Raw genomic sequence first — 23601 nt, 5'->3', positions numbered from 1 at the left:
GCCCGGGGGTTTCGTCGTCCGGGGTGACAAATGATCACGGTGACGGCACCCGTCGGAGCGTCTAGGCCAGCGCCGCGTCACCGACACGCGAGAATCATCGTCATGCACCGCAGCGTTCGCCGGCCCCGCGTGGCCGCGGCCGCGCGCTGCGGTGCCGTGATCGGCGGCCTGGCGATGCTGGTGGCGCCGGTTCGGGCCGACCCGGCGAGCCCGTTGACCCCCTTGGTCGACGCCGCCGCGCAGCGGCTGAAGGTTGCCGAGCCTGTCGCCGCCTACAAATGGAACCAGCACGGCGCCATCGAAGACCCAGCCCGCGTCCAGCAGGAGCTGGCCAGGCTGGGCGACGAGGCCGACGCCGAACACGTCGACCGCGACTACGTCGCCCGGGTTTTCACCGACCAGATCGGTGCCACCGAGGCCATCGAATACAGCCGGTTCGCGGACTGGAAGCTGAACCCGGCAAGCGCACCGGCCGACTCGCCGGACCTGTCGGCGTCGCGGTCATCGATCGACGCATTCAACCGGACGATGCTGACCCAGATTTTGGCCAACTGGAACCTGCTGCATTCGCCGGATTGTGCAACGCAACTCGACGCCGCGCGAAGCGGCGTCATCCGGGATCGTCAGCTCGACAGCCTGTACCAAAAGGCCCTGTCATCAGCGACGCAGTCTTATTGCCAGCAATAACTTAATTTTTCCTCACCGATTTCTAACGGTCCGATTTGGCCTGCCGATAAGGCGGTTTCCGCAGATAGATGGCATATCTCGCGCCATTTTCGAATAGGTAACGCTTTGGCCACACGCGCCGAAATCCCGGACATGAAGAATCTCTGCAAGCTTCTCGTCAAGTCCATCGCGGTCGGCGGGTTCGTTGCAGCATCGATGGCTTCGTCCACGGGTGTGGTGAGCGCGGATGCCGCTCCCAACTGGGACGCGATCGCTCAATGCGAATCCGGAGGCAACTGGCATGCCAACACCGGAAACGGGAATTACGGTGGACTGCAATTCAAACCAGCCACCTGGGCCCGCTACGGCGGCGTCGGCAACCCGGCGACCGCATCCAGGGAGCAGCAAATCGCCGTGGCCAACCGTGTTTTCGCCGAAGAGGGCGTCGAGCCCTGGCCAAAGTGCGGTGCGCAATCCGGCCTGCCAATCGGTTGGTACTCGCACCCGGCCCAGGGCATCAAGCAGATCATCAACGGGTTGATCCAGGCGGCCGTCCCGCACTGATGAAAGGCACCTGCGGTCTATGTCCCAGCGCCTAGCTGTGTTTGGATCAGCCCATGGAAGGTTCGGCGACTGTTCATATGGCGGCGCCTGCGGCCAAGATCTGGGATCTCATCGCAGACGTCCGCAACACCGGAAAGTTCTCCCCGGAAGTTTTTGAAGCCGAGTGGCTGGGCGGCGCGACCGGCCCGGCGCTCGGCGCGAAATTCCGCGGCCACGTCAAGCGCAACGAGATGGGCCCGGTGTACTGGACGACGTGCAAGGTCACCGCGTGTGAACCGGGTCGCGAATTCGGCTTCACGGTGCTGCTCGGTGACAGGCCGGTCAACAACTGGCACTACCGCCTGGCGCCCAGCGGCGGCGGGACCGACGTCACCGAGTCGTTTCGGCTCAACCCGGCACCGTGGCTCGGCGTGTACTGGCTGTTCGGCGGTTTTCTGCGCAAGCGCCGCAACGTCCGCGACATGACCAAGACGCTGATCCGCATCAAAGACGTGGTCGAGGCGGGCTGACGCGCGTGAAATCGGTCTTCATCACCGGGGCGGGCAGCGGCATGGGCCGCGAGGGAGCAAAGCTGTTCCACGCCAAGGGTTGGCGCGTGGGCGCGGTCGACCGTAACGAGGCCGGCCTGACGACCCTGAGCGACGAACTCGGTGGCGATCGGCTGTGGACCCGCGCGGTCGATGTGACGGATAAGGCGGCCCTCGACGGCGCCCTGGCCGACTTCTGCGCCGGCAACGCCGGTGGCGGCCTGGACATGATGTGGAACAACGCCGGCATCGGCGAGTCCGGCTGGTTCGAGGACGTGCCCTACGACGCCGCGATGCGCGTCGTCGACGTGAACTTCAAGGCGGTACTGACCGGCGCCTACGCCTCGCTGCCCTACCTCAAGAAAACCCCCGGCAGCCTGATGTTTTCGACGTCGTCGTCCTCGGGGACCTATGGCATGCCGCGCCTGGCCGTCTACTCGTCCACCAAGCATGCGGTCAAAGGTTTGACCGAGGCTCTGAGTGTGGAATGGCAGCGGCACGGGGTGCGCGTCGCCGACGTGCTGCCGGGCCTGATCGACACCGCCATCCTCACGACGACGACCAACCACTCCGACGACGGCCGTGCACCCATGACGGCCGAGCAACTGCGGGCCAGCGCGCCTAAGAAGGGCATGCTTCGGTTGATGCCGGCAAGCAGTGTGGCCGAAACGGCGTGGCAGGCTTACCACAATCACAAGCGGTTGCATTGGTATGTGCCGAAGAGCATTCGCCTGATTGACTTTTTCAAAGGTCTGAGTCCGGAATTCGTGCGACGCAGCATCGTCAAGTCCCTACCCAAGCTGGCGCCGAAGCAACAATAAGGAGGTCGGCTGATGCAAAATCGGTTGCCCACAGTCGCTTTGGTCCTGGCGGCGGTCGTCGTCAGCGTCGCGGGGTGCAGCGCGGCGCAGACGACACCGCGCCGGGCGGCCCGTCTGACCATCGACGGCGCCACCCACACGACGCGTCCCCCGGCGTGCCACCAGGACCAGATGTACCGCAGCATCAACATCGGCGACCGCGATGGCGGAGTCGAGGCGGTGGTGCTGCTCAGCGGTTATCGGGTGATGCCGCAGTGGGTGAAGATCCGCAATGTCGACGGCTTCACCGGCAGCTTCTGGCAAGGCGGGGTGGGAGACGCGCACGTCGACCTCACCAACGACGCGTACACCATCACGGGCAGCGCGTACGGCATCAACAGCAGCAACCCCAACAAAGTGGTGACCACCGACTTCAAGATCGTCGCGCAGTGCTGACTCCCGAGGTGGTCGGAGCCTAGGCTCGAAACGACACCCGGACGAGGGAGGGGCCAGTGAAGGAACGATTGCACTGGTTCGCGATGCACGGCTTCATCCGGGGAGTCGCCGCGCTCGGGGCCTGGCGCGGTGAGGTCCAGGCCAGGCTGATCGCGGATCCGGCGGTGGCCGCCGACCCGGTCCCCTACTACGACGAGGTCCGCGCCCGGGGCAAGCTGGTGAAGGGCCGCGTCTCCTATCTGACGGCGGATCACGCGCTCGCCCACGAGCTGCTGCGGTCCGATGACTTCCGGGTGCTGATCTTCGGATCGAACCTGCCGGCGCCGCTGCGGTGGCTGGAGCGCCGCACCCGCGACGACCTCCTGCACCCACTGCGGGCACCGTCGTTACTGGCGGTCGAGCCACCCGACCACACCCGCTACCGCAAGACCGTCTCGGCGGTGTTCACCCCCAGAGCGGTTGCCGCGCTGCGAGATCGGGTGGAGCAGACCGCCGCCGAGCTGTTGGATCGGCTGACCGGCGACGTGGGTGTCGTGGACATCGTCCGGCGGTACTGCGCACAACTTCCGGTTTCGATCATCAGCGATATCCTCGGCGTGCCGGAGTCCGAGCGGCGGCGGGTGCTGGAATTCGGTGAACTTGCCGCGCCGAGTCTCGACATCGGATTGCCGTGGCGGCAGTACCGCAGCGTGCAGCAAGGCATCGCGGGCTTCAGCTCCTGGCTTGACGAGCACCTGCAGCAGTTGCGCTTGGACCCCAGCGACAATTTGATGAGTCAGGTGATCCAGACCGCCGAAAGCGGCTCGGCGGAAACGTATCTCAACGAGATAGAGTTGCAGGCGATCGCCGGTCTGGTGTTGGCCGCCGGTTTCGAGACCACGGTGAATCTGCTCGGCAATGGGATTCGCATGCTGATGGACGCGCCCCAGCACCTCGACACCCTGCGGCGGCGCCCCGAGTTGTGGCCCAACGCCGTCGAAGAGATCCTGCGGTTGGAGTCGCCGGTGCAGCTGACCGCGCGGTTAGCGCTCAACGATGTGGAGATAGCCGGCCGGCGGTTAGAACGCGGCGATTTGGTGCTGGTGTATCTGGCCGCCGCCAACCGGGATCCGGCCGTGTTTCCCGATCCGCACCGCTTCGACATCGAAAGGGAGAACGCCGGAAGGCATCTCGCCTTCTCCGGTGGCCGGCACTTCTGCCTCGGCGCGGCCCTGGCCCGTGCCGAGGGCGAAGTCGGGCTGCGCACGTTTTTCGACCGCTTCCCCCAGGTGCGCGCGGCGGGCGCCGGAAGCAGGCGCGAAACCCGTGTCCTGCGGGGGTGGTCGTCGTTGCCGGTGAACCTGGGCCCGGCCCGGTCGATGGCCGCGGTGGACGGCTAGCGGTCCACGCCACGTGAACCCCGGCCGGCTTATTGACACCGGGGCGGCAACAGAGTTTTATTTGCCGTTATGACAGAGGTGTCTATGATCGCGGTCGAGGACGTCGTCCGTGGGCTGTGGCAGGCCCTTTCGCGGCGCGATTGGGAAGCGATCAAGACCTTCCTGTCCGACGACTGCCTCTATGTCGACATGCCGGTTCCCGCGCTGTCGGCCCGCGGGCCGGAGGACATCGTCAAACGCCTCAGGATGGGTCTCGAGCAGTTGGCCGGCTATGAGAACCACACCGGCGTGCTGGTGTCCAACGGCTCCGACGTGCTCTACGAGCACTCCGAGACCTGGACATTCGCCACCGGCGAGCAGGGTGTGCTGCGATTCGTCACGGTGCACAAGGTTGTCGACGGCAAAGTTACTGTCTGGAAAGACTATTGGGACATGAACAGCCTGGTGGCCTTCGCTCCCCCGAACCACTTCGAGGGATTGGCAACCGGCGACGTGAGTTGGGTGTACGACGCCTCGGCGTTGGTCTGACGATCCCCATTCAAGGCAACGCGGACGGTCTGCCACCCCACGACGGTGGAACGCATCATTGCGGCTACGACTCGGCCATCCTTCGGAGGCGTTTCAATGTTTCCGTCAGCGTGCGTCCCACCTGGCGCACGGCGATCCGATCGGCGATATACCCAAGTATTCCCCCGGGCGCCTGATACGACAGCCGGAACGTCACCTTTGTGCAGCCGTCGCCTGTGTCGCGCAACCGCATCCGCCCGCGCAGGGTTACCCCGGTGATACCCACCCAGGCGAGGTCGCGGCCTTCGTCGAACTCGACCACCTCGATCAGGCCGCCCACCGGCACCGAGCCGATCTTCCAGTGGACGGTGTAGCGCGCGCCGAGACCGGCGGGGATCTCGTTCGACGACTCCCATCGCTCGAGGTTCGTCATGAACGACGGGTAGCAATCCGGGTCGCTGATGATTTTCCAGACCGCGTCGCGGTCGGCGTTGATGACGCAGCGGCGTTCGACGCGCATCAGCCGATCACCGGGAATCGTCGTTCGGCGGCAAGCCGGTCGACACCCCCCTGCAGGGAGGCCATCACCTTGTCGTGCACCGCTTGATCGTCGCCGTCGACCTCAATCGGGTCTTGAACCTCGATCACGATCTTGGTGGGCAACGGAATGTGGCCCGCCAAATCGCTGATATTGAGTCCCCAGGGTAGCGCCAGCGATACCGGGATGCTCTTGAGCCGGAGCAACTTGTCCGCCATCAGCAGCTTGGCCAGCCACTGCCCCCGGTTGAGGAACAGCGCGCTTTCCTGCCCACCGATGCTGGCGACGGGAACGATCGGCACCCCGGCTTCGCGGGCCAGCTTTACGTAACCCATGCGCCCGCCGAAGTCGACCTTGTGCCGTTCCCATGAGGGCCGGAACACCTCGTAGTCGCCGCCGGGGTAGACCAGCAGGGCCGCTCCGGATTCCAGTGCGAGGCGGGCGTTTTCGGGATTCGCGGCGACGGTTCCGAATTTGCGCAGCGAGCCGAGCGGCGGCGCGGAGACGACGAGGTCGTGGGCCAACTGGTAGAAGGGCCGCTCGACACCGAAGTACGAGCAGAAGGCGAGCGTGAAGACAAACGTGTCGGGCGGCACATTGCCGCCGCTGTGGTTGCCCACCAGCAGCACCGGTCCCTCGGCCGGAATACGGCTTAAACCGCGCACGTCGGCCCTGAAGTACAGCGACGCCAGCAGCCAGGTACCCGGCAGCTGATCCCGGATGTAATCGGGATCCCGCTGGTCAAGGTCGGCTTTGGGCACCCACGACACGACCTTGTCGCGAGCCCAATTCAAGACGCCCTTCGCGGTCGCCATGACGGGAGGCATACCCCGGCGTCACGGGGGGTCAAACGCGGTAGATGCGCGCGGCGCTCTTGCGGGCGATGCGTGCTGGTCTCCGACGGCCTGTCCGGCCCATTGACCTTGAGCTCGAACCCTGCCTGACCATGTTGAGATGGTCACCCCTCGTACTTTGGCCATCCCAAGGCTTCTCGGCAAGCCCGGCGTTCTACCGTCAGCTACAAGTACTGCTGGACGCCTCCGTGGCCGTGGCAGGTCCCACTGGCATGCGGGTGCTCGCTGAAAGACCAGCTTCCGTCCGCGCATTGGGCCGTGGCGCCCTGCGGTTGTGGGCCACCCTTTTGCGGATATGGCACGCAGTCACCAGAACTGGCGGTGTAGCACCCGCCACTGGGTGACGCGTAGGCCGATGCCGCCAACGCGGTGGCGGCCGTGACGATGGCTGCGATGACGAACGCAGCACGGGACAACACGTGCCCAAACCTCCATCTTCTACCTACAGTTTGGTGACGTTTGCCCGATTCGTCGCTCGAAGCCTATGCGTCCGAGCGGTTGACGACATGGGAATTCGTGAAATTTCCGCTAGTCCCCGAGTCCGCGCAGCACCCGGAGCCGGACGGGGTCGCGCTTGCCCTTGACGTCCACCCACCCGTGTACGGTCACTTGCGCGGACACGCCAAGCGCCGCTGCGGTATTGGGGCCGATGACCACCTGGCCCGGCCGGGCCAGGCCCTGCAGCCGTGCCGCCAGGTTCATCGTGTCGCCAATGGCGGTGAAGTTGCGCACCTGCAGCGCGCCGACGTTGCCTACCAGCGCGGGACCCGTGTTGATCCCGACCCGAAAGCGCGGCCAGTCATGATGACCGGCGGCCGACTCCTCGACGACGGTATGCAGCGCCAGTCCGGCGCGCGCCGCCCGCAACACGTGATCGGGCTGGCGCACCGGAGCATTCCAGATCGCCACCACCGCATCGCCGGCAAAGGGCAGGACGGTGCCGCCCGCCTCGAGGATGACTGGAACGACCGCGCCATAGTAGGCGTTGAGCATGTCGACAACCTGCGCCGGCGAGGTCGCTTCGGTGAATGCGGTGAACCCGTGCAAGTCGGCCATCAACACAGTGATCTCGGTGATCGCGCCACCCAGCCCCGCCTGGTCGGGATCGGCAACCAGGGCGGTAGCAACCGCGGGTGACATGTAGCTGCGAAACAGCCCGTCGAGGTTCTGGTATATCCGCGCGTTCTCCAACGCCATCGAGGCCTGCATGGCGAACGACGACAGCAGTGCGATATCGGCGTCCGAGAAGGCGCCCGCCGGTGTTTGGGCCTCGATCACCCCGGCGGCCTGGCCCTTGACCGTCAGTGGAAGTTCGAGGCCTGAGGGATTCGGGGTATTGCTGATGGGCCTGTCGGCTGACCCATCCGCAAAGCGGAGTTCACCGGCGCGCATCAGCCCGATCCGAAAAACATTGTCCGGGAAGGCTTTCGCCAGAGCCGCCAGCACCCCTGCGAGCAGGGCATCCTCGTCCTGGATGACGCTGGTTTCCTTGCCCAACGCCACCAGCTCGCCGAGCTTGCGGACGCGTTCTCGTTCGGTGCCCAGGGCTTCGGCGCTGCGTTTGAGCACTGCCACCTGCTGCTCGGTGAGTTCGAACCGGTCGGTAAGGGCCGCAGTGGCGGCAGCGGGCGGCACCCGCTCACCCCGCTCGCGGCGCTGCAGCATGTCCACCATCGATTCCAACGCCGCCGTGTAGTCGCGGCGCAAATTGGCGATGGTCTGTTGTGTGGCAAGCGCATCGAAAAGCCCCTTGACGGTGCCCTCGCGGCGGAATTGGACTCGCGCGCTGTACGCGATGAAGCAGAAGGCCGTCGTCATCAGCACATGCCACAGCCACCACGAGGCATGCCAGCTCATCCCGAAGGCAAGGGCCACCGCCGACTCGGACAGCAACATGAATGCCGTCAGCACCGAGATGACTACCACCGCCGGGCGACGCCGGTAGATCGGAAGGTAGGCAAGCGCAGCAATGGCGAATAGTGCGGCACCCACCAGCGCCGCGGCCTGCTCGACGCGTTCCACCAGCTCTTGATCCGGGAGTCGGTCGAGTAGCCCGTAGAAAATGGTCACCGCGCAGGCGGCCATCAGCGCGACCACCAATACCACCAACGGGCGGCGCAGTGCCCAGAGGCGGGCGCTTCTCTCCGGGCTGAATCTCATCGACGAGGCCAGCGCGGCTATTCCGGCCAGCACCAGCCCCATTCGGGTCGGCAACATGAAGTCCGCATCGGACGTGTCGAACAGAACGCCGGGGGTGAAGACGGCGTGAACTCCGAAAAAGCCGGCGGTCGTCATGAAAACCAGCGAACCCAGCCAGAGGCGGGCGTCATCGCGCGCACGTGAGGCCCGGGCGATCAGGGCGCCCAACACCACACTCACGGCCGAGGCGGACAGCACCAAGATGAAATGGGCCACCCGGTTGTCCCACTCCAGGTCGACCTGGGGTTGGTCCAGCAGCAGCCACAACGCCAGCATGGGCAGCGCCAAATGCATGAGCCAGTTAGCCGTGCGGAGCCTCGATCCCCGGCGTATGTCCATCGGCCTGCGACGCCAGGAGCCGGAGCGTTCCGGGCTCGTTGTCATGACCGACAACCCTGAGGTGTCAGGTCGTAGATGCGCGCGGCGTTCCCGCGGGCGATGAGATCGACCACCCGGATGGCGTCTGCCTCGCTCCAGTCGCCGCGGTCCACGAACTCGCGCAGCACCCGATCAATGCCCCTGCGCCACAGGACCGTACCGAGGAAATGCAGTTCTGCCGGGCCGAATCCGTCGGACGAATAGAGGATCTTGGAAAAGGGCGCCATCTCCAGCAATCGAGCAAGGAAGGCCGGTGACCGCGCCCCCAAGTGGTTGACGCTCAAACCGCCGTCGAGATAGACGTTGTTGAACGCCTGGGCCAGATAGCCGGCCTCGCGCTCGTAGGGATAGCAGTGCAGCAGGACGACCGGGACGTCCGCCGTGTCGCGCAGAAAGTCAACCAGCAGCAGCGGATTGGCCTTGTGTAGGTCGCAATCCCGATCGCCGAAGCCGACGTGGAACTGCAGCGGCTTGCCCAGCCGCAGCGCCTGGTGCAACCCGAACCGCAGCAGGACCCTGTCCTGCAATCGGGTACCGCCACGCTCGCGCCAGCGGGCGGCGGCGTCGGCGACCTCCGCCGTCGACGGTTGGCTCAGGTCGCCGTCAAACCCGCCGCGGTAGGCCAGAATCGATTTGGTGCCGACCGCGCCGGCCGCGCGCCGGTGCAGGATCTCCTCGAACGCCGCGGCGTAATCACCGGGGGCCTGCGCGGCCTGCTCGGCCACCTCCTCGAGGCGGACCACCTCGCGCGCGTGACGGCCGGACAGCCGGGCCATGTCCGCGACCCCGGCGACGCCATTGCTGCCGATCCCGGTGTCTACCAGCCAGTCACTCACGCCGGCGGCCGCCAGGAACAGCCGCGCCAGCTCCTCCTCCGCGAATTGGCTGCGCCGCTCCCAATAGGCCTGCGGATCGGCGTGTTCGGGCAGCCCCAGGACGGGGGCGCAATGCGCGCGCACCGCGAACCCGAGTTGTGAGTCGAAGCCCGAATAATCGATGGGTTCGCTGTTGGCCTCGTTGAGTGCGTTCTCGAATCGCCGCCGGTCTCCGCGCGTCAGCCAGCAACCGTGGACATGCTGATCGACCAGCGCCACTTCGCCGATGTAATGGGCGAGGGCGCGGGTGTCGGAGACCATAGGAGCCGTCACAGACTCCAGGCCATGCGGAATTTGTCCGCGAGCTGCTCGGGCGTCAGGTCGCCGTAGCGTTCCTGCTCCAGGCGGCGCACCGCGACCACCATGTCGACTGCCGGATCGCCCAGGATGCGCCGCATGGCCTCTGAACCATCAAGTGCCGCAATTGCTTCGGCCTGTGAATCGGTCAGGCGCACGATGCCGTCGCGCTCACGGTCGGAATCGGACAGGACGGCCGGGTCGACCGTGATCTCCGGTGGCAGCGCGGCCTGGCACTTGATGCCGTCCAGGGCCAGGCCGAGGATGGCCGCCGAGGCCAGGTACGGGTTCGCCGACGGGTCGACGATCTTCACCTCGGCGTTGCCGCCGCGCGGATTTCCCGGCCCGCCGGCGACGAATCGCACTGCGGCCTCGCGGTTTTCGGTGCCCCAGCACGCATAGGCCCCGGCCCAGTTGCCGGGGCGCATCCGCAAGCCGGAGACGATGGACCCGCACAGTACGCCCTGGGCTTCCGGCAGGCCGCGCACCACGCCCGCTATCGCGCTCTGGCCCGCCTCCGTCATGCCGTGACTTTCGGGGCCGTCGGAGAACAGCCGGCCTTCCGATGTCGTCAGCGAAAAGTGTTGGTGTGCACCGGATCCGACGCCATCGGCGAACGGCGCGGGCGACAGGCTGATGCGCAGCCCATGGCGGCGGGCCACGCGGCCGATGATGAGTCGCATCAGGATCAGCTGATCGGCGGCGGCCACGGGGCTCTGCGGTGACAACGAGATCTCGAACTGGTTGGCGCCGTACTCGGGGTGAAACTGTTCGATCGTGATGCCGGCGCCCGTCGCCGACCTGATCACGTCGCGCACGAACGCCTCGTGCTCCAGCACACCGGCCAGGCCGTACTGCGCCCACAACGTCGGCGGCAGCCGGTCGCCGTCCGGGCCGACCAGGAGGAATTCGATCTCGTGGCCGATCGCGGCTTCGATCCCGGCTTCGGTGAGTGCGGCCTCGAGACGTCGCAACGTTCCCCGACTGCACGTGGGAACCGGCGTGCCGTCCTGGGAGAAAAACGCGGCGGGCGCCCACGCCAGACCGTCACCGACGATGCGCAACGCGGACAGATCGATACGAAGACGCTGGTCACCCACCACGCCCACATCGGCGGTGAAGGCGATGCCGGTCTGATCGATGGCGAACGCGTGCCAGGACGGGCTGGCCCCCAGCCCCGGATCTGCGAAGGCGTTGGTTCGCCGGATCGGCACGGTTTTAGCCAGGGTGAGCCCGGCGGGATTCACCACGGTGCCGATGACCGTGTCGACGCCCTCGACCTCGAGTTGGGCAACGGCCGCGGCAAGCGGTGTGCCGGTCATGGCTGTCATTCTCCCAACCTCGGATCTTGCCGTACGGTAAACGGCCTACCCGCACGCTCAGTTCTGCCGGGCGACCAATTCGGTGACGAATCGATCGAGGAAGCCATTGACCGGCGCCTTGCCCACCGGTCGAATGACGAATTTCGTCAACCCAGCCTCGATGTAGGCGTCGAGTTGTCGATGCAGCTGATCCCATCCCGCGGCGATCAGCTCGCCGGGGTCGCGGTCCTGCCGACGCCGGCGCACCGCCGCGGCCAGCTCGGCGGGCAATTCCCCGTCGGCGACCGCCAGCGAGATGCCGAAGTGGTCGGGTTCGATGCTGCGGCCGGCGTCCGCGGCCGCCCGCTCGATCGCCGCGCGCCCGGCGCGCGCCTCCGCCGGGGTGAGGAAGCTGCCCAGCCACCCGTCGCCCAGCGCGCCGATGCGGCGAAACGCCGCCGGCGCCGCACCGCCCACCCAGATGTCCAGCGGCGGTGTCGGTCTCGGAGCGACGGCCACGTCGGTGACGCTGAAATACCGGCCGCGAAACGTCGCCGATTCCTCTATCAGTGCCGCCCGCAGCAGCCGCAGCGACTCGTCGAACACCGCCGCGCGCTCGCCGTCGGGGACCACGAACACCTCGCGTTCGGCCGGTATCGCCGAGCGCAGACCGAAGACGGGTAGCACCCGCTTGGGCGCGACGGCCGCCAGCGACGCCAATTGCTTTGCGACCAGCACCGGATGTCGCCCCGGCAGCACGGCCACCGACGTGCCCACCTTGAGGCGGGTCGTCCGGGCCAGCGCATACGCCATGCCGACCACCGGATCGACCGCCGGCGAATACACCAGTTCGGAAAACCACAGCGAGTCCACCCCGCCGGCCTCGAGGTGATCGACGATCGCGGCCAGCTGGTCCGGTGCGGTGTCGGCACCGAGGCCGACGCCGAAGCGAATCTTCACCGGCGTCTCCCTCTGCGTACTCTCACCCACACCGCAACATCACCGCGCCGCCATTTGTGCCCGGGGCGCGAGTCATCGCCGGTTGCCCGGCCTTAGTGGGCGGGAAACTAGCCGCGGCTGGGGATGGTGAGCTTGCAGGCCTGCCCGATGTCGAGGGTCCGCAGCACTCGACCCATGCCGACCCACAGCGCGCAGGACAGGGCCAGGTCGGCCAGCAACTCGTCCGAGAAGTGTTCCGCACAACGGCTCCAGAAGTCTTCGTCGTCGCGCAGGGCGGTGTGGTCGGTGGCGAATCGGTCCGCGAACTCGGCGGCCAGCCGCTCCTGGTCGCTGTAACCGGGCCAGGTACGCCATTCGTGGACGTGGTCGTACAACTCCTCGTCGACGCCGGCGGCGGGGCCGTCCTCGTCTCGGGTGTTGACGCAGACGACGCATTCGTTGCGGTGGGCGATCACGGCGCGCGCCAGTTCGCGGGTGCGCAACGGCAACCGGTTCTTGGTGTAGACCGCCTGGCTGAAGCCCCCGAGCGCGCCGCCGATGTCCGGAGACTTCGCAAACCAGCCGGCCAGGTCGTCGTCAGCAAATGTTCCGATTCGGCTCATGGCGTGATGGTACGCCCGCGTCGGGACCCCGGTCGGGGATGTCGGCGAATGGGGAGGGGTACCCGCTAGCGAGCGGCCGACGGAATCGCCACGGTTGGCTGCTCATCCTGCCAATCACGTTGGGCCAGAACGCGATGCGCGACACGCTCCAGCGCGGCCTCCACCGCGCGGCGGTCCGGGCGGCCCTCGAAGCCCGGTGAGCGCGCGAGCTTGTCGACCAGCCAGGCCAGCAGTAGCGAGTGCACGTAGGCGACTTGCTGCCTCCCGGTCGGGGTCAGCCACAACTGTTCGCCGTCGCTCTGCGCGTAGCCGCCGGACACCAGGCGGGCGAAGGTGGGCTCGAGAATCTCGAACGGTACCCGTAGATAGTCGGCCATGTCGGTGAGCCGAGCGGTCCCGTAAATCTGTCTGTAGCGATTGATCCGCAGGACTCCCCATAACCCGGCGACGTCGAGTCGGCAATCGGGTCGCATCGCGATGCTGCGCAACCGCATGCCGGGAACGCCGCGCATCATCCGTGCGATCGCGTTCTCCAGCATCTGGTCCGGTGTCTCGCTGGTCGGCATCCCGAAGGCGTCGCCGAGATCGACTGTGCTGTCGTGGAATTCCTGGAGCGGCACCTCGCGCAGGAACAATGCGAGTACGAACCCCACCAGCGCGACCGGAACCGCCCAGAGGAAAACCTGGGTGAGCGAATCGGCATAGGCGGCGACGATCGGGGCGGCCGCCTGGCGGGGCAGCCGGTGCAACGCCTCCGGCGACGCGGCGGCCGCGGCCGGTGCGTGGCTGGCCACCAGCGCCGGGCCGATTCGGCTGTGCAGAAAGTTTGTGAACAGCGAGCCGAAGATGGCGGCTCCGAACGAGCTGCCAATTGTGCGGAAGAAGGTGACGCCGGAGGTCGCGACGCCGAGGTCGTCGAAGCTCGAAGTGTTCTGGACGATCAGGACCAGGGTCTGCATGCACATCCCGATCCCGGCGCCGAGGATTACGAGGAACAACGATTGGACGACAGCGGATGTCGACGGGTCCATCCGCGACATCAGAAAAAACGCCACCGCCATGACTGCGGTGCCGGCGATGGGGAAGACTTTGTATCTGCCTGTGCGGCCGACGATGACACCGCTGCCCATCGAGGTGGTCAGCATGCCGATCACCATCGGCAACGTGCGCAGGCCCGACGTGGTGGCCGAGACACCGTTGACGAATTGCATGTACGTCGGCAGGAATGTCAGGGCGCCCAGCATCGCGAACCCGACCACGAAAGACAGCACACAGCAGACGGTGAACACCGAACTCTGAAACAGCCGGATCGGCAGGATCGGCGCGGCGGCGCGGCTCTCCACCCAGGCGAAGATGCACAACGCGATCACCGAGCCGACGAACAGCCCGATGATCATGGGCGATCCCCACGGATAGGTGGTCCCGCCCCAACTGGTGGCCAGTGTCAGGCCGGCGGCGCCCAGGCCGACGAACAGGATCCCGGTGTAGTCGATGACCGGTTTGGTGCGGTCGGTCAGCGCCGGGATGGCGGCGGCCGCCACGAAGAAGACGACGACCGAGATCGGCACGTTGATCCAGAAGGCCCACCGCCAGGTGAAGTGGTCGGTGAAGTAGCCGCCGAGCAAGGGACCGATCACGGTGGTGACACCGAACACCGCTCCCATCGCGCCTTGGTAGCGGCCGCGGTCTCGCAGCGGGATCACCTCGCCGATCAGGGCCATGGCGGTCACCATGAGCCCGCCGCCGCCGATGCCCTGCAGTGCGCGCGACGCGACCAGCATGCCCATCGAACTCGAGAGCCCGCACAGCACGGATCCGGCGACAAAGAACACCACGGCCGCCTGGAAGACCCGCTTGCGGCCGAACAGGTCACCGAACTTGCCGACGAGGGCGGTGATGATGGTCGACGCGAGGAGATAGCTGGTGACCACCCACGATTGATGGCCTGCGCCACCGAGATTGGCGACGATGGTCGGCAACGCGGTCGCCACGATCGTCTGGTCCAGCGCGGCCATCAGCATGCCGAGCAGGATCGCCACGAAGATGAAATTGCGTCGCTGCGCGTCGACCGCGACATTGCCGGGTTGCGAATCCGAAGCGTGGCCGGCCGGAGCCGCTGCTGGTGTCGCCCTCGTCATGCCTGCCTTCCCACGGCGTTCGATGGTAATGAGTGCCCACGGTCAACCGGTGGCAACCAAAACCCCCGCGCAAGGGCGGCGCCCGAGAGTCAGCTGGGTGGCCGCGACACGCACTGCGCCGAGTACAGCTCGACGCCCAGCTTGTCCATCAACTCGAGCTGGGTCTCGAGGTAGTCGATGTGCTTTTCCTCGTCGGCCACGATCTCCTCGAAGAGGTTCGCGGTGGTGGAGTCCTGCTTTTCCCGGCACAAGATGATCGCCGGCTTGAGCCGGTCCATCACCTCGTATTCGATGGCCAGGTCGGCCTCGAACTGCTCGCGCAGCGTCTGGCCGATGCGCAGCGAGAAGAGGCGCTGGTAGTTCGGCAATCCGTCGAGTATCAGGATGCGATCGGTGATCGACTCGGCGTGTCGCATCTCGTCGAAGGACTCGGCCCGGGTGTGCTCAGCTAACTCGGTGAAACCCCAGTTGTCCTGCATCTTGGAGTGCAGGAAGTATTGGTTGATCGCGGTGAGCTCGCTGGTCAACTGCTCGTTGAGCAGACGCAAAACTTCCGGATCCCCTTGCATTGTCACTCCTATGGTGTGAGCGGCTGTCGTGTGTGGCCGCGGCACGCGCGCTGGGCTGGAGCGCGCAAACCTGGGCTGTAGCAGCACTTTGCCACGGCCGCTTGGAATGTTCCAGCAAGGTTTGGCTGCACTCAGTGACGTCAAGAGTGAAGTAAGTGGCCCCTTGGTTAGGTTAGACTGCGCTTAATAACTTAGGTTAGACTCTGCTAATAAGCGGCATGCGCATTCGGCCTCATCGCCAGGTGCCCGATGACTCGGAACGCCGGAGTCGGGGACGAATCGCAGACGCAGGACAGAGCTCTCGACGAAGGGGATTCCGACGTGCAGGAGGTGCGCTGATGTACGTGTGCCTCTGTGTTGGGGCGACCAACCAGACCGTGTGCGACGTCGTCGCACAGGGCGCATCGACCTCCAAAGAGATCGCCGCCGCGTGCGGCGCCGGTGGTGACTGCGGCCGCTGCCGGCGCACATTGCGCGCGATCCTCGCCGCCCAGGCGAAGCTGCAAACGGCTCCGTCGATCTAGCGCGTCAGCGTTTGTTGAAGTCGGCCAAAGCCGCCGCGTTGGCCTGGGCGCCCATCAGTTCAGCGAAGTGCGCGTTTTCCCGAGCGGTGGCCGCTGCGATCTCCGGGCGGACGGGTTCGGTCATTGTGTGCTTAACGGCCATCAGGCTCGAAATCGGCCGGGAGGCAAGGATTTCGGCGTGTTGACGGGCCTGTGCCAACAGCTCGTCGGGCTCGCAGACCCGCCAGACCAGGCCCATCCGCAACGCCTCGTCGGCGTCGACCCACTCCGAGGACATCAACAACCAGGCCGCGTTCTGCCGGCCCACCAGCTGGGGCAGTAGATACGACGACGCCGCTTCCGGTGCCACGCCCAGGCTGGTGAACGGGCACTTCAGCCGGGCGGTCGACGACATGAACGCCAGATCGGCATAGCCGAGAATGGTGGCGCCGATCCCGACGCCCACGCCGTTCACCGCGCAGATCAGCGGCTTCGGAAACGCGCTGAGCGCATTGATCAGCCCGATGAAGCCGTGCTTGCCGGGGGCGAAGTCGGGGTCGGTGATACGTGCCTGCATCTCGGCCAGGTCCGTGCCGGCGCTGAAGCCGCGCCCCGCGCCGGTCAGCAGCACGACCGCGACCTCGGGATCCTCGGCGGCGGCCAGCAGCGCCTCGGCCGTGGCGTCGTAGAGGGCTTCGTTGAATGCGTTGAGCGCCTCGGGCCGGTTCAGCGTGAGAGTGCGTACCCGGTTCTCGTCATCGATCTGCAGCGTCACGCGAGCAGCCTAACGAGGCTAGCCGTTGCTGTAGACGCGGGTTGGGGCGATGAGCACCACGGCGCGGCCCTCGGCAGCCATCACCCGGTCGTACTCGTCCCAGTCGTCGTGGGTGCCGCCCGCCGCGGTGAACACGTCGCGCAGCAGCAATCGCAACTGATCGGCGTCCGTCAACCAGGGCCGGGAATCCTCGGGGCCGACCAACTCCGCGCGGCCCTCGACCGTCGCCCACTGCCACCCGTTGCGGAAGGTCACGGCCAGCTGCGGGCGGGCGCGCAGGTTGGCCAGCTTGACCCTGCCGTAGGTGGTAAAGCCCAGGACGGGTTGACCATTCGCCGGGTGCGCCAACAGGCCCACGTTGACCAGCGAGGCCTGAACCGTTCCATCGGCACGAACGGTCGAGATCACCGCCAGACCGCTTTCTCCCTTGGCCAGCGCCACAGCCTCGTCGAGTGTTGTCATGGGCGGTCCTTACTCCCGGAACGGTGTCTCGAACACGTAGCGGCTTGTCGGCACCGTGTCGATGTTCTCGTTCGCGCCGAATGCGGTTGTGCTGGCGACCATCCGGCCCAGCCGGTCCTGCAGGTCCTGGTCATCGGCGGCTCCGAAGAACGCGTGGAGGTCGGTGATGGCCTCGATGGGAAACAACTCCTCGACGATGCCCGCAATTCCCGGCGCGTCCGGGGTGAGCGCCCGCACCACCCAGTTCTGGGTGTAACCGAACGTCGACTGCGTTTCGATGGCCACCGAGGTGTGGTCGCGTTGCCAACGGTTCAGCCAAGTGGCCTGGTCCATGTCGGCGGGCCGGCGCAGCAGTGCAATATTGGCCAAACCCGGTGTGCGAGAACCGGGTTCGACGGTGGGCGCAATCAACGGGACCGACTCGGTCACCAGGTAAGCGGCCAGCTGCTCACATTCCTGGGCGAGGAATTTGAATGCCGCCGTCATCTGGTCGCCGTAGCACTGCTGGGTCCACATGCTCACCACCGCGGCCACCGGCGGGTCCAGGGTTGTCAGTGTCATCAGCGAGTTACGCACGGTGCTGTCACGAACGTTCATCTGCAGCCCGACGACGCCCAGCTGCAGCAGCGCGTCGGCGATATGACCCCGTTGCCGGGCGCACCACGCGTCATCGGGCTCGGCACGCATCAGCACGGCGATGACCTTCTCCATACGCAGAACTTACAGTCGCCGGCCAGCTATTTGACCATCCGCACCTGGTGCTGGCTGCTGATCAACCTGCCGATGAGCCCGGCCAGCTGGCGATAGGATTCGTCGCGCCCGCTCGACGAGCGGAAAACCAAACCGATCCGCCGGCCCGGGCGCGGCGCGGCGAACTGCGCGAGGCCCAGGCGGCTTCGGGACGCCTCGACCGGCACCGCGCTCTGGGGAATGAGCGTGACGCCCAGGCCGCCGGTCACGCATTGCACGGCGGTCGCCAGTGACGCGGCCCGGGTGTTGGCCAGCTCCGCCCGAACGCCCGCCTTGTGGCAGACGTCGAGCGCCTGATCGCGCAGGCAATGCCCCTCGTCCAGCAGCAACAGCGGCAGGTCGGCCAGCGCGGTCGCCGGCACCCGGCGCTTGCCCGCCAGCGGATGACCCGGCGGCAGGGCGAGCACGAAATCCTCGTCGTAGATCGGGATTGCGGTGACGCCGGCGCCCTCGGCGGGCAGGGCGATCAGTGCCGCGTCCAACGCGCCTTCCCGCAGCACCGCCAGCAGCCGCTCGGTCTGGTCTTCGGTCACCCGCAGCGTCAGTCCCGGCAGCTCCTCGGCGACGCCGGCCAGCACGGTCGGCAGCACATAGGGCGCCACCGTCGGTATCAGCCCCAGCCGGATGCCGGCCCGCAGCGGGTCCGAGGAGCCCGCGGCCGCGGCGCTGAATGCGTCCGCCGCCTCGACGACGGCCTGGGCGCGCGGCAGCAGCTGGGTGCCCTCCGTTGTCAAGAAGACACGCCGGGTCGAGCGCTCCACCAGCTGGGTGCCCAGGCCCGCTTCCAGCGCCGCCAGCGCCTGCGACAACGTCGACTGACTCACACCGAGAGACGTTGCGGCGCTACTGAATTGGCGTTTCTCGGCGACAGCGGCAAACGCGCGCAGGCCGGCGATAGTGGGCTGATAACTCTTATCGGACATGGCTATAAGTCTAGTGGGAAATATCACCTTTACTTCAACTAGGGTACGCGGCAACATGGTGGAGAAAGCTAATCTTGAGTAAATCCAAACAAGGAGTGACATGCCTCTGCTGACCATCGGCGACCAGTTCCCCGCCTACGAGCTCACTGCGTTGATCGCGGGCGATCTGTCCAAGGTCGACGCCAAGCAGCCTGGGGACTACTTCACCACCATCACCAGCGAGGACCACGCCGGCAAGTGGCGCGTGGTGTTCTTCTGGCCGAAGGACTTCACCTTCGTGTGCCCGACCGAGATTGCCGCGTTCGGCAAGCTCAACGACGAGTTCGAAGACCGTGACGCGCAGGTGCTGGGCGTCTCGATCGACAGCGAATTCGTGCACTTCAACTGGCGTGCCCAGCACGAGGACCTGAAGAAGCTGCCCTTCCCGATGCTGTCCGACATCAAGCGGGAGCTGAGCCTGGGCACCGGTGTGCTCAACGCCGAGGGCGTGGCCGACCGCGCGACCTTCCTCGTCGACCCGAACAACGAGATCCAGTTCGTTTCGGTCACCGCGGGTTCGGTGGGCCGCAACGTCGAAGAGGTGCTGCGCGTCCTGGACGCACTGCAGTCCGACGAGCTGTGCGCCTGCAACTGGCGCAAGGGTGACCCGACGCTGGACGCCACCGAGCTGCTCAAGCAGTCGGCCTGATTCTCACCTGATCGCATAAGGTCGGATTAGGAGGCGAGATGAGCGTAGAAAATCTCAAAGAAGCGTTACCGGAGTACGCCAAGGACCTCAAGCTCAACCTGGGCTCGATCACCCGCACCACCGAGCTCAACTCCGAGCAGCTGTGGGGCACGTTGCTGGCCAGCGCCGCAGCGACCCGGAACACGCAGGTGCTCACCGAGATTGGGGCCGAGGCGGCCGACAGCCTGTCCGCCGAGGCGTACAACGCGGCGCTGGGAGCCGCCTCGATCATGGGCATGAACAACGTGTTCTACCGTGGCCGCGGTTTCCTGGACGGCAAGTACGACGACCTGCGCGCGGGATTGCGGATGAACATCATCGCCAATCCCGGCGTGGAGAAGGTGAACTTCGAACTATGGTCGTTCGCCGTGTCGTCGATCAACGGATGCCCGGACTGCGTGGCCGCCCACGAGCACACGCTGCGCGAAGCCGGTGTCAGCCGGGAAACCATTCAGGAGGCGTTGAAGGCCGCGGCGATCGTTTCCGGCGTGGCACAAGCGATCATCGCCTCCCAGACGCTGGCAACCGTCGGCTGATCGCGCCGCCGTGTCCAGTGCCGTGACGGGACCCTCCTGGGTCCAGCACGCCATCTGGTGGCAGGTCTACCCGCTGGGATTCGTGGGAGCATTCCCCACACCGCAGTCACACGAGCCGCCGCAACCGGAGGAACACCGGTTGCGGCGGCTCGTCGACTGGTTGGACCATGCCATCGAACTCGGGGCTTCGGGCATCGCGCTGGGACCCATCTTCGCCTCGCGCACACACGGTTACGACACCACCGACCACTACCGCATCGATCCCCGGCTGGGCGATGACGCCGACTTCGACCACCTGGTGGCCGAGGCGCATCACCGCGGCCTGCGCGTGCTGCTCGACGGCGTGTTCAATCACGTCGGGGAGGATTTCGCACGCTATCGCGCGGCGGCCGACGACGACGCCGCCGCACGCTGGTTTCGCGGGCGCCCCGGCCGCTTCCACACCTTCGAGGGCCACTCCGGGCTGATCACCCTCAACCACGACAACCCCGAGGTCGTCGACTACACCGTCGACGTGATGGCGCACTGGCTGGGGCGCGGCGCCGACGGCTGGCGACTCGATGCGGCTTATGCTGTGCCGCAACACTTCTGGGCCTCCACGCTGCCGCGGGTACGCGAGCGCTACCCGGACGCCTGGTTCGCCGGCGAACTCATCCACGGCGATTACGCCGCCGTCGTGCAAGCCGCCACCTTCGACTCGGCCACGCAATACGAGCTGTGGAAGGCGATCTGGAGCAGCCTCAACGACGGCAACTTCTTCGAACTCGATTGGGCGCTGAAGCGCCACAACGACTTTCTGGCCGCCTTCTCGCCGCTGACGTTCATCGGCAACCACGACGTCACCCGCATCGCCAGCCGGCTGGACACCCCCGAGCACGTGGCCCACGCGCTGGTGCTGCTGCTGACCATCGGCGGCGTGCCCACCGTGTACGCCGGCGACGAGCTCGGCTTCCGGGGGGTCAAGGAAGAACGGTACGGCGGCGACGACGAGGTGCGGCCCGAGTTTGACTCTCCCCCACTGCAACTGGATGACTTCGGCGTCGACACCTGGCGGTTGCACCAGTATCTGATCGGATTGCGTCGCCGCTACCCCTGGCTGCACAAGGCGTGCACCACCGCACGGCTGCTGGAAAATCGGCACTACGTATACGAAACCCGCAACGGTGACGATGCGCTGCTGGTGGTGCTCAATATCGACGACGAGCCGTTACGCGTGTCGCTGCCGAAGCTGGGCACGGCCCGTGCGCAGGTGATCGGCGGATCGGCGGCGCCGCCGTCCGACGTCGTCGACACCGTCGTCGTCGAGGCCCGGGGCTGGCGGATCCTGAGCCCGGCCTAGGGCCGGATTCAGACGGTCGACTACGGCGTGGCCAGCCGCTCTAGGGTCAGCCGGTCCTGGCGGCCGTCGTAATACTTGTCGAGCACCGCGAGGAAGTCCTTGTTGTCGTCGGTGGCGCGGGCGAACAGCGTCATGGACGAGCACAGTTTGAGGTCGTCCGGCGAGCCGAAGATCTGGCCGATCGAGCGCCCCTGTACCGCGGTGACCAGCCGGGCGCACTCGCGCAACCGCGAGCCCAGCAGCTCATGGCGCAGGTATGCGCCGGCTTCCTCGAGTGAGGCGATGCCGAACCGGGCCGCCGTGGCGCTGCCGCCCAGCCCACGCAGTTGCGGGAAGACGAACCACATCCAGTGACTGCGTTTTCGGCCGGCCCGCAGCTCGTCGACGACCTCGCCGTACACCGGCTCCTGTGCGTCCACAAAACGTTTGAGATCGAAGGGGTCGCCTGCCGATTCCATATGACTACGGTTGCACACATGGCAGTCCAACGACGAGTGCCCAAAGTGCGCGACCTGGCGCCGCTGCTGCAATTCAAGCGGCCGCGGCTCAACGCGACCAGGCGCCGCCTCGACGCCGCATACACCATCGAGGATCTGCGGACCATCGCCAAACGCCGCACCCCCAAGGCGGCGTTCGACTACACCGACGGCGCCGCCGAGGACGAGCTGTCCATCCAACGTGCGCGACAAGCGTTCCGCGACATCGAATTTCATCCGACAATCCTGCGCGACGTCTCCCAAGTCACCGCCGGCTGGAACGTGCTGGGCCAGCCAGTCGTGTTGCCGTTCGCGATCGCGCCCACCGGTTTCACCCGATTGATGCACACCGAGGGCGAGATCGCGGGCGCGCAGGCGGCGGCCCGGGCTGGGATCCCGTTTTCCCTGTCCACGCTGGGCACCTGCGCGATCGAAGATCTGGTCACCGCCGTCCCACAGGGCCGAAAGTGGTTCCAGCTCTACATGTGGCGCGATCGCGAGCGCTCGATGGCGCTGGTGAAGCGCGCCGCCGCCGCGGGATTCGACACCCTGCTGGCCACCGTCGACGTTCCCGTCTCCGGCGTCCGGCTGCGCGATAACCGCAACGGCATGACGATCCCGCCGACGCTGACGCTGCGCACCGTGCTCGACGCCGTGCCGCACCCGAAATGGTGGTTCGATCTGTTGACCACCGAGCCGCTGGCGTTCGCCTCGCTGGATCGCTGGCCGGGCACGGTCGCCGAATACCTCAGCACGATGTTCGATCCCAGCCTCACCTTCGACGACCTGGAGTGGATCAAGGCGCAGTGGCCCGGCAAGCTCGTCGTGAAAGGGATTCAGACACTCGAGGATGCGCGCGCCGTCGTCGACCGGGGCGTCGACGGCATCGTTTTGTCCAATCATGGTGGGCGCCAATTGGATCGGGCCCCGGTCCCCTTTCACCTGCTGCCCACGGTCGCGCGCGAACTCGGCAAGCACACCGAGATCCTGGTCGACACCGGCATCATGTCCGGCGCCGATATCGTCGCCGCGATCGCGCTGGGGGCCCGCTGCACGCTGGTTGGGCGCGCCTACTTGTACGGCCTGATGGCCGGCGGCGAGGCGGGGGTGAACCGGGCGATCGACATTCTTGGTAGCGGGATTCTGCGGACCATGGCACTGCTGGGCGTCACCTGTCTGGAAGAGCTGACGCCCCAGCACGTCACACAACTCAAGCGACTCGGCCCCCTTGATTCAGCGACCTGACGAGGCGGTATCGCGGCGCCTTGGTTGCCGAACGACTTCGGCCGGCTGCCAATGTGTTTCACGAACTTGCCAGCGGCCGGGGGCGCTAGGGCGTGGAGGCAGGCTGTTAGCTCGGGACTGGTCATCAGCACGCGCAGCCGTCGTCCCCGTCACCCTCACCAAATGGAAGAATTAGCGCCTCGTATACAGGCTATTGATGAATGCGAAGCGCGACGGCCGGGGTCCTGCCGGGGAAACGAAAGACCCCGGCCGTCT

Annotated in this window: 27 protein-coding genes; 12 read left to right on the top strand and 15 right to left on the bottom strand. The window is 66.4% G+C overall.

Annotated features, from left to right (window positions below):
- The first annotated feature begins 102 nt into the window (after positions 1-102).
- From A5732_RS02170 to A5732_RS02140, 7 genes are all read left to right on the top strand, one after another.
- Complete coding sequence (locus A5732_RS02170) at positions 103-687, top strand: chorismate mutase (protein WP_076050672.1); 585 nt, start codon at positions 103-105, stop codon at positions 685-687.
- A gap of 105 nt (positions 688-792) precedes the next feature.
- Complete coding sequence (gene rpfC, locus A5732_RS02165; RefSeq protein ID WP_076050671.1) at positions 793-1230, top strand: resuscitation-promoting factor RpfC; 438 nt, start codon at positions 793-795, stop codon at positions 1228-1230.
- A 35-nt stretch (positions 1231-1265) separates the two neighbouring features.
- Complete coding sequence (locus tag A5732_RS02160) at positions 1266-1739, top strand: SRPBCC family protein (RefSeq protein WP_170879892.1); 474 nt, start codon at positions 1266-1268, stop codon at positions 1737-1739.
- A 5-nt stretch (positions 1740-1744) separates the two neighbouring features.
- On the top strand, positions 1745-2578 hold the full coding sequence (locus A5732_RS02155; RefSeq protein ID WP_076050667.1) for an SDR family oxidoreductase: 834 nt from the start codon (positions 1745-1747) through the stop codon (positions 2576-2578).
- 12 nt (positions 2579-2590) lie between these two features.
- Positions 2591-3013, top strand: coding sequence for a lipoprotein LpqH (locus A5732_RS02150; RefSeq protein WP_076050665.1), 423 nt, complete (start codon positions 2591-2593; stop codon positions 3011-3013).
- Between the two features lie 56 nt (positions 3014-3069).
- Positions 3070-4392: a cytochrome P450 gene (locus A5732_RS02145; protein ID WP_076100375.1), complete on the top strand. Its 1323-nt coding sequence runs from the start codon at positions 3070-3072 to the stop codon at positions 4390-4392.
- Positions 4393-4476: 84 nt separating this feature from the next.
- The gene (locus tag A5732_RS02140) at positions 4477-4920 is read left to right on the top strand and encodes a nuclear transport factor 2 family protein (RefSeq protein ID WP_065054017.1); all 444 of its coding nucleotides are present in this window, start codon (positions 4477-4479) and stop codon (positions 4918-4920) included.
- A 64-nt stretch (positions 4921-4984) separates the two neighbouring features.
- Here the strand turns inward: A5732_RS02140 and A5732_RS02135 are convergent, their stop codons facing one another.
- From A5732_RS02135 to bfr, 10 genes are all read right to left on the bottom strand, one after another.
- Positions 4985-5419: an SRPBCC family protein gene (locus A5732_RS02135; protein ID WP_076100373.1), complete on the bottom strand. Its 435-nt coding sequence runs from the start codon at positions 5417-5419 to the stop codon at positions 4985-4987.
- A complete protein-coding gene (locus tag A5732_RS02130; protein ID WP_076100370.1) occupies positions 5419-6252 on the bottom strand; it encodes a lysophospholipid acyltransferase family protein in 834 nt (277 codons plus the stop codon). Before A5732_RS02130 ends, A5732_RS02135 begins: the two co-directional genes overlap by 1 nt.
- 203 nt (positions 6253-6455) lie before the next feature.
- Positions 6456-6710, bottom strand: coding sequence for a DUF3761 domain-containing protein (locus A5732_RS27775; RefSeq protein WP_075237425.1), 255 nt, complete (start codon positions 6708-6710; stop codon positions 6456-6458).
- 109 nt (positions 6711-6819) lie between these two features.
- A complete protein-coding gene (locus A5732_RS02120) occupies positions 6820-8784 on the bottom strand; it encodes an adenylate/guanylate cyclase domain-containing protein (RefSeq protein ID WP_076100367.1) in 1965 nt (654 codons plus the stop codon).
- Positions 8785-8870: 86 nt separating this feature from the next.
- Positions 8871-10004, bottom strand: coding sequence for an amidohydrolase family protein (locus A5732_RS02115; RefSeq protein WP_076100364.1), 1134 nt, complete (start codon positions 10002-10004; stop codon positions 8871-8873).
- An 8-nt stretch (positions 10005-10012) separates the two neighbouring features.
- On the bottom strand, positions 10013-11362 hold the full coding sequence (locus tag A5732_RS02110) for a glutamine synthetase family protein (RefSeq protein ID WP_076100362.1): 1350 nt from the start codon (positions 11360-11362) through the stop codon (positions 10013-10015).
- Positions 11363-11419: 57 nt separating this feature from the next.
- Positions 11420-12301: a TIGR03854 family LLM class F420-dependent oxidoreductase gene (locus tag A5732_RS02105; protein ID WP_076100359.1), complete on the bottom strand. Its 882-nt coding sequence runs from the start codon at positions 12299-12301 to the stop codon at positions 11420-11422.
- Positions 12302-12408: 107 nt separating this feature from the next.
- A complete protein-coding gene (locus A5732_RS02100) occupies positions 12409-12903 on the bottom strand; it encodes a carboxymuconolactone decarboxylase family protein (protein ID WP_064951408.1) in 495 nt (164 codons plus the stop codon).
- Between the two features lie 65 nt (positions 12904-12968).
- Entirely contained in the window at positions 12969-15041 is a 2073-nt protein-coding gene (locus A5732_RS02095) for an MDR family MFS transporter (protein WP_076100356.1), read from the bottom strand.
- Between the two features lie 89 nt (positions 15042-15130).
- Positions 15131-15610 carry a bacterioferritin gene (bfr, locus tag A5732_RS02090; protein WP_064951406.1) on the bottom strand — a complete coding sequence of 160 codons (480 nt, stop codon included), beginning with the start codon at positions 15608-15610 and terminating at the stop codon, positions 15131-15133.
- 338 nt (positions 15611-15948) lie between these two features.
- Between bfr and A5732_RS02085 the strand changes: the two genes are divergently transcribed.
- Positions 15949-16134: a (2Fe-2S)-binding protein gene (locus A5732_RS02085; protein WP_064951405.1), complete on the top strand. Its 186-nt coding sequence runs from the start codon at positions 15949-15951 to the stop codon at positions 16132-16134.
- A 4-nt stretch (positions 16135-16138) separates the two neighbouring features.
- On the opposite strand, the gene A5732_RS02080 is transcribed toward A5732_RS02085, so the two are convergent.
- The 4 genes from A5732_RS02080 to A5732_RS02065 are packed head-to-tail and all read right to left on the bottom strand — an operon-like array spanning position 16139 to position 19023.
- Positions 16139-16888 carry an enoyl-CoA hydratase/isomerase family protein gene (locus tag A5732_RS02080; protein ID WP_076100353.1) on the bottom strand — a complete coding sequence of 250 codons (750 nt, stop codon included), beginning with the start codon at positions 16886-16888 and terminating at the stop codon, positions 16139-16141.
- Positions 16889-16906: 18 nt separating this feature from the next.
- Positions 16907-17350: a PPOX class F420-dependent oxidoreductase gene (locus tag A5732_RS02075; RefSeq protein WP_076050648.1), complete on the bottom strand. Its 444-nt coding sequence runs from the start codon at positions 17348-17350 to the stop codon at positions 16907-16909.
- Between the two features lie 9 nt (positions 17351-17359).
- The gene (locus A5732_RS02070) at positions 17360-18061 is read right to left on the bottom strand and encodes an EthD domain-containing protein (RefSeq protein ID WP_076100350.1); all 702 of its coding nucleotides are present in this window, start codon (positions 18059-18061) and stop codon (positions 17360-17362) included.
- Between the two features lie 26 nt (positions 18062-18087).
- Positions 18088-19023: a hydrogen peroxide-inducible genes activator gene (locus A5732_RS02065; protein WP_076050645.1), complete on the bottom strand. Its 936-nt coding sequence runs from the start codon at positions 19021-19023 to the stop codon at positions 18088-18090.
- Positions 19024-19123: 100 nt separating this feature from the next.
- Between A5732_RS02065 and A5732_RS02060 the strand changes: the two genes are divergently transcribed.
- Genes A5732_RS02060 through A5732_RS02050 form a run of 3 tightly spaced genes read left to right on the top strand, consistent with a single transcriptional unit; the run spans position 19124 to position 21625 of the window.
- Positions 19124-19711: a peroxiredoxin gene (locus tag A5732_RS02060; RefSeq protein ID WP_064951400.1), complete on the top strand. Its 588-nt coding sequence runs from the start codon at positions 19124-19126 to the stop codon at positions 19709-19711.
- A 38-nt stretch (positions 19712-19749) separates the two neighbouring features.
- A complete protein-coding gene (locus tag A5732_RS02055; protein ID WP_076100348.1) occupies positions 19750-20286 on the top strand; it encodes an alkyl hydroperoxide reductase in 537 nt (178 codons plus the stop codon).
- Positions 20287-20296: 10 nt separating this feature from the next.
- Positions 20297-21625 carry an alpha-amylase family protein gene (locus tag A5732_RS02050; RefSeq protein WP_076100346.1) on the top strand — a complete coding sequence of 443 codons (1329 nt, stop codon included), beginning with the start codon at positions 20297-20299 and terminating at the stop codon, positions 21623-21625.
- 20 nt (positions 21626-21645) lie between these two features.
- Here the strand turns inward: A5732_RS02050 and A5732_RS02045 are convergent, their stop codons facing one another.
- Positions 21646-22083 carry a DUF1810 domain-containing protein gene (locus A5732_RS02045; RefSeq protein WP_076100344.1) on the bottom strand — a complete coding sequence of 146 codons (438 nt, stop codon included), beginning with the start codon at positions 22081-22083 and terminating at the stop codon, positions 21646-21648.
- Between the two features lie 18 nt (positions 22084-22101).
- Here A5732_RS02045 and A5732_RS02040 point away from each other — a divergent pair, with 18 nt between their 5' ends.
- Positions 22102-23346 (top strand): alpha-hydroxy acid oxidase, encoded by a 1245-nt coding sequence (locus A5732_RS02040; RefSeq protein WP_065051096.1) that lies wholly within the window; start codon positions 22102-22104, stop codon positions 23344-23346.
- The last annotated feature ends 255 nt before the right edge of the window (positions 23347-23601 follow it).

It is taken from the genome of Mycobacterium colombiense (assembly GCF_001953985.1).
Lineage (GTDB): Bacteria > Actinomycetota > Actinomycetes > Mycobacteriales > Mycobacteriaceae > Mycobacterium > Mycobacterium colombiense_B.
Note: the sequence above shows the minus strand (reverse complement) of the source record. Positions and strands in the feature narration are given on the sequence as shown.

What these genes read in the sequence shown, in the direction of transcription:
- A5732_RS02170 (WP_076050672.1), top strand. Translation starts at nt 103, where the DNA reads ATGCACCGCAGCGTTCGCCGGCCCCGCGTGGCCGCGGCCGCGCGCTGC.
- A5732_RS02150 (WP_076050665.1), top strand. Translation starts at nt 2,591, where the DNA reads ATGCAAAATCGGTTGCCCACAGTCGCTTTGGTCCTGGCGGCGGTCGTC.
- A5732_RS02140 (WP_065054017.1), top strand. Translation starts at nt 4,477, where the DNA reads ATGATCGCGGTCGAGGACGTCGTCCGTGGGCTGTGGCAGGCCCTTTCG.
- A5732_RS02135 (WP_076100373.1), bottom strand. Translation starts at nt 5,419, where the DNA reads ATGCGCGTCGAACGCCGCTGCGTCATCAACGCCGACCGCGACGCGGTC.
- A5732_RS02130 (WP_076100370.1), bottom strand. Translation starts at nt 6,252, where the DNA reads ATGGCGACCGCGAAGGGCGTCTTGAATTGGGCTCGCGACAAGGTCGTG.
- A5732_RS02120 (WP_076100367.1), bottom strand. Translation starts at nt 8,784, where the DNA reads ATGCATTTGGCGCTGCCCATGCTGGCGTTGTGGCTGCTGCTGGACCAA.
- A5732_RS02115 (WP_076100364.1), bottom strand. Translation starts at nt 10,004, where the DNA reads ATGGTCTCCGACACCCGCGCCCTCGCCCATTACATCGGCGAAGTGGCG.
- A5732_RS02110 (WP_076100362.1), bottom strand. Translation starts at nt 11,362, where the DNA reads ATGACCGGCACACCGCTTGCCGCGGCCGTTGCCCAACTCGAGGTCGAG.
- A5732_RS02100 (WP_064951408.1), bottom strand. Translation starts at nt 12,903, where the DNA reads ATGAGCCGAATCGGAACATTTGCTGACGACGACCTGGCCGGCTGGTTT.
- A5732_RS02095 (WP_076100356.1), bottom strand. Translation starts at nt 15,041, where the DNA reads ATGACGAGGGCGACACCAGCAGCGGCTCCGGCCGGCCACGCTTCGGAT.
- bfr (WP_064951406.1), bottom strand. Translation starts at nt 15,610, where the DNA reads ATGCAAGGGGATCCGGAAGTTTTGCGTCTGCTCAACGAGCAGTTGACC.
- A5732_RS02085 (WP_064951405.1), top strand. Translation starts at nt 15,949, where the DNA reads ATGTACGTGTGCCTCTGTGTTGGGGCGACCAACCAGACCGTGTGCGAC.
- A5732_RS02075 (WP_076050648.1), bottom strand. Translation starts at nt 17,350, where the DNA reads ATGACAACACTCGACGAGGCTGTGGCGCTGGCCAAGGGAGAAAGCGGT.
- A5732_RS02070 (WP_076100350.1), bottom strand. Translation starts at nt 18,061, where the DNA reads ATGGAGAAGGTCATCGCCGTGCTGATGCGTGCCGAGCCCGATGACGCG.
- A5732_RS02065 (WP_076050645.1), bottom strand. Translation starts at nt 19,023, where the DNA reads ATGTCCGATAAGAGTTATCAGCCCACTATCGCCGGCCTGCGCGCGTTT.
- A5732_RS02060 (WP_064951400.1), top strand. Translation starts at nt 19,124, where the DNA reads ATGCCTCTGCTGACCATCGGCGACCAGTTCCCCGCCTACGAGCTCACT.
- A5732_RS02055 (WP_076100348.1), top strand. Translation starts at nt 19,750, where the DNA reads ATGAGCGTAGAAAATCTCAAAGAAGCGTTACCGGAGTACGCCAAGGAC.
- A5732_RS02045 (WP_076100344.1), bottom strand. Translation starts at nt 22,083, where the DNA reads ATGGAATCGGCAGGCGACCCCTTCGATCTCAAACGTTTTGTGGACGCA.
- A5732_RS02040 (WP_065051096.1), top strand. Translation starts at nt 22,102, where the DNA reads ATGGCAGTCCAACGACGAGTGCCCAAAGTGCGCGACCTGGCGCCGCTG.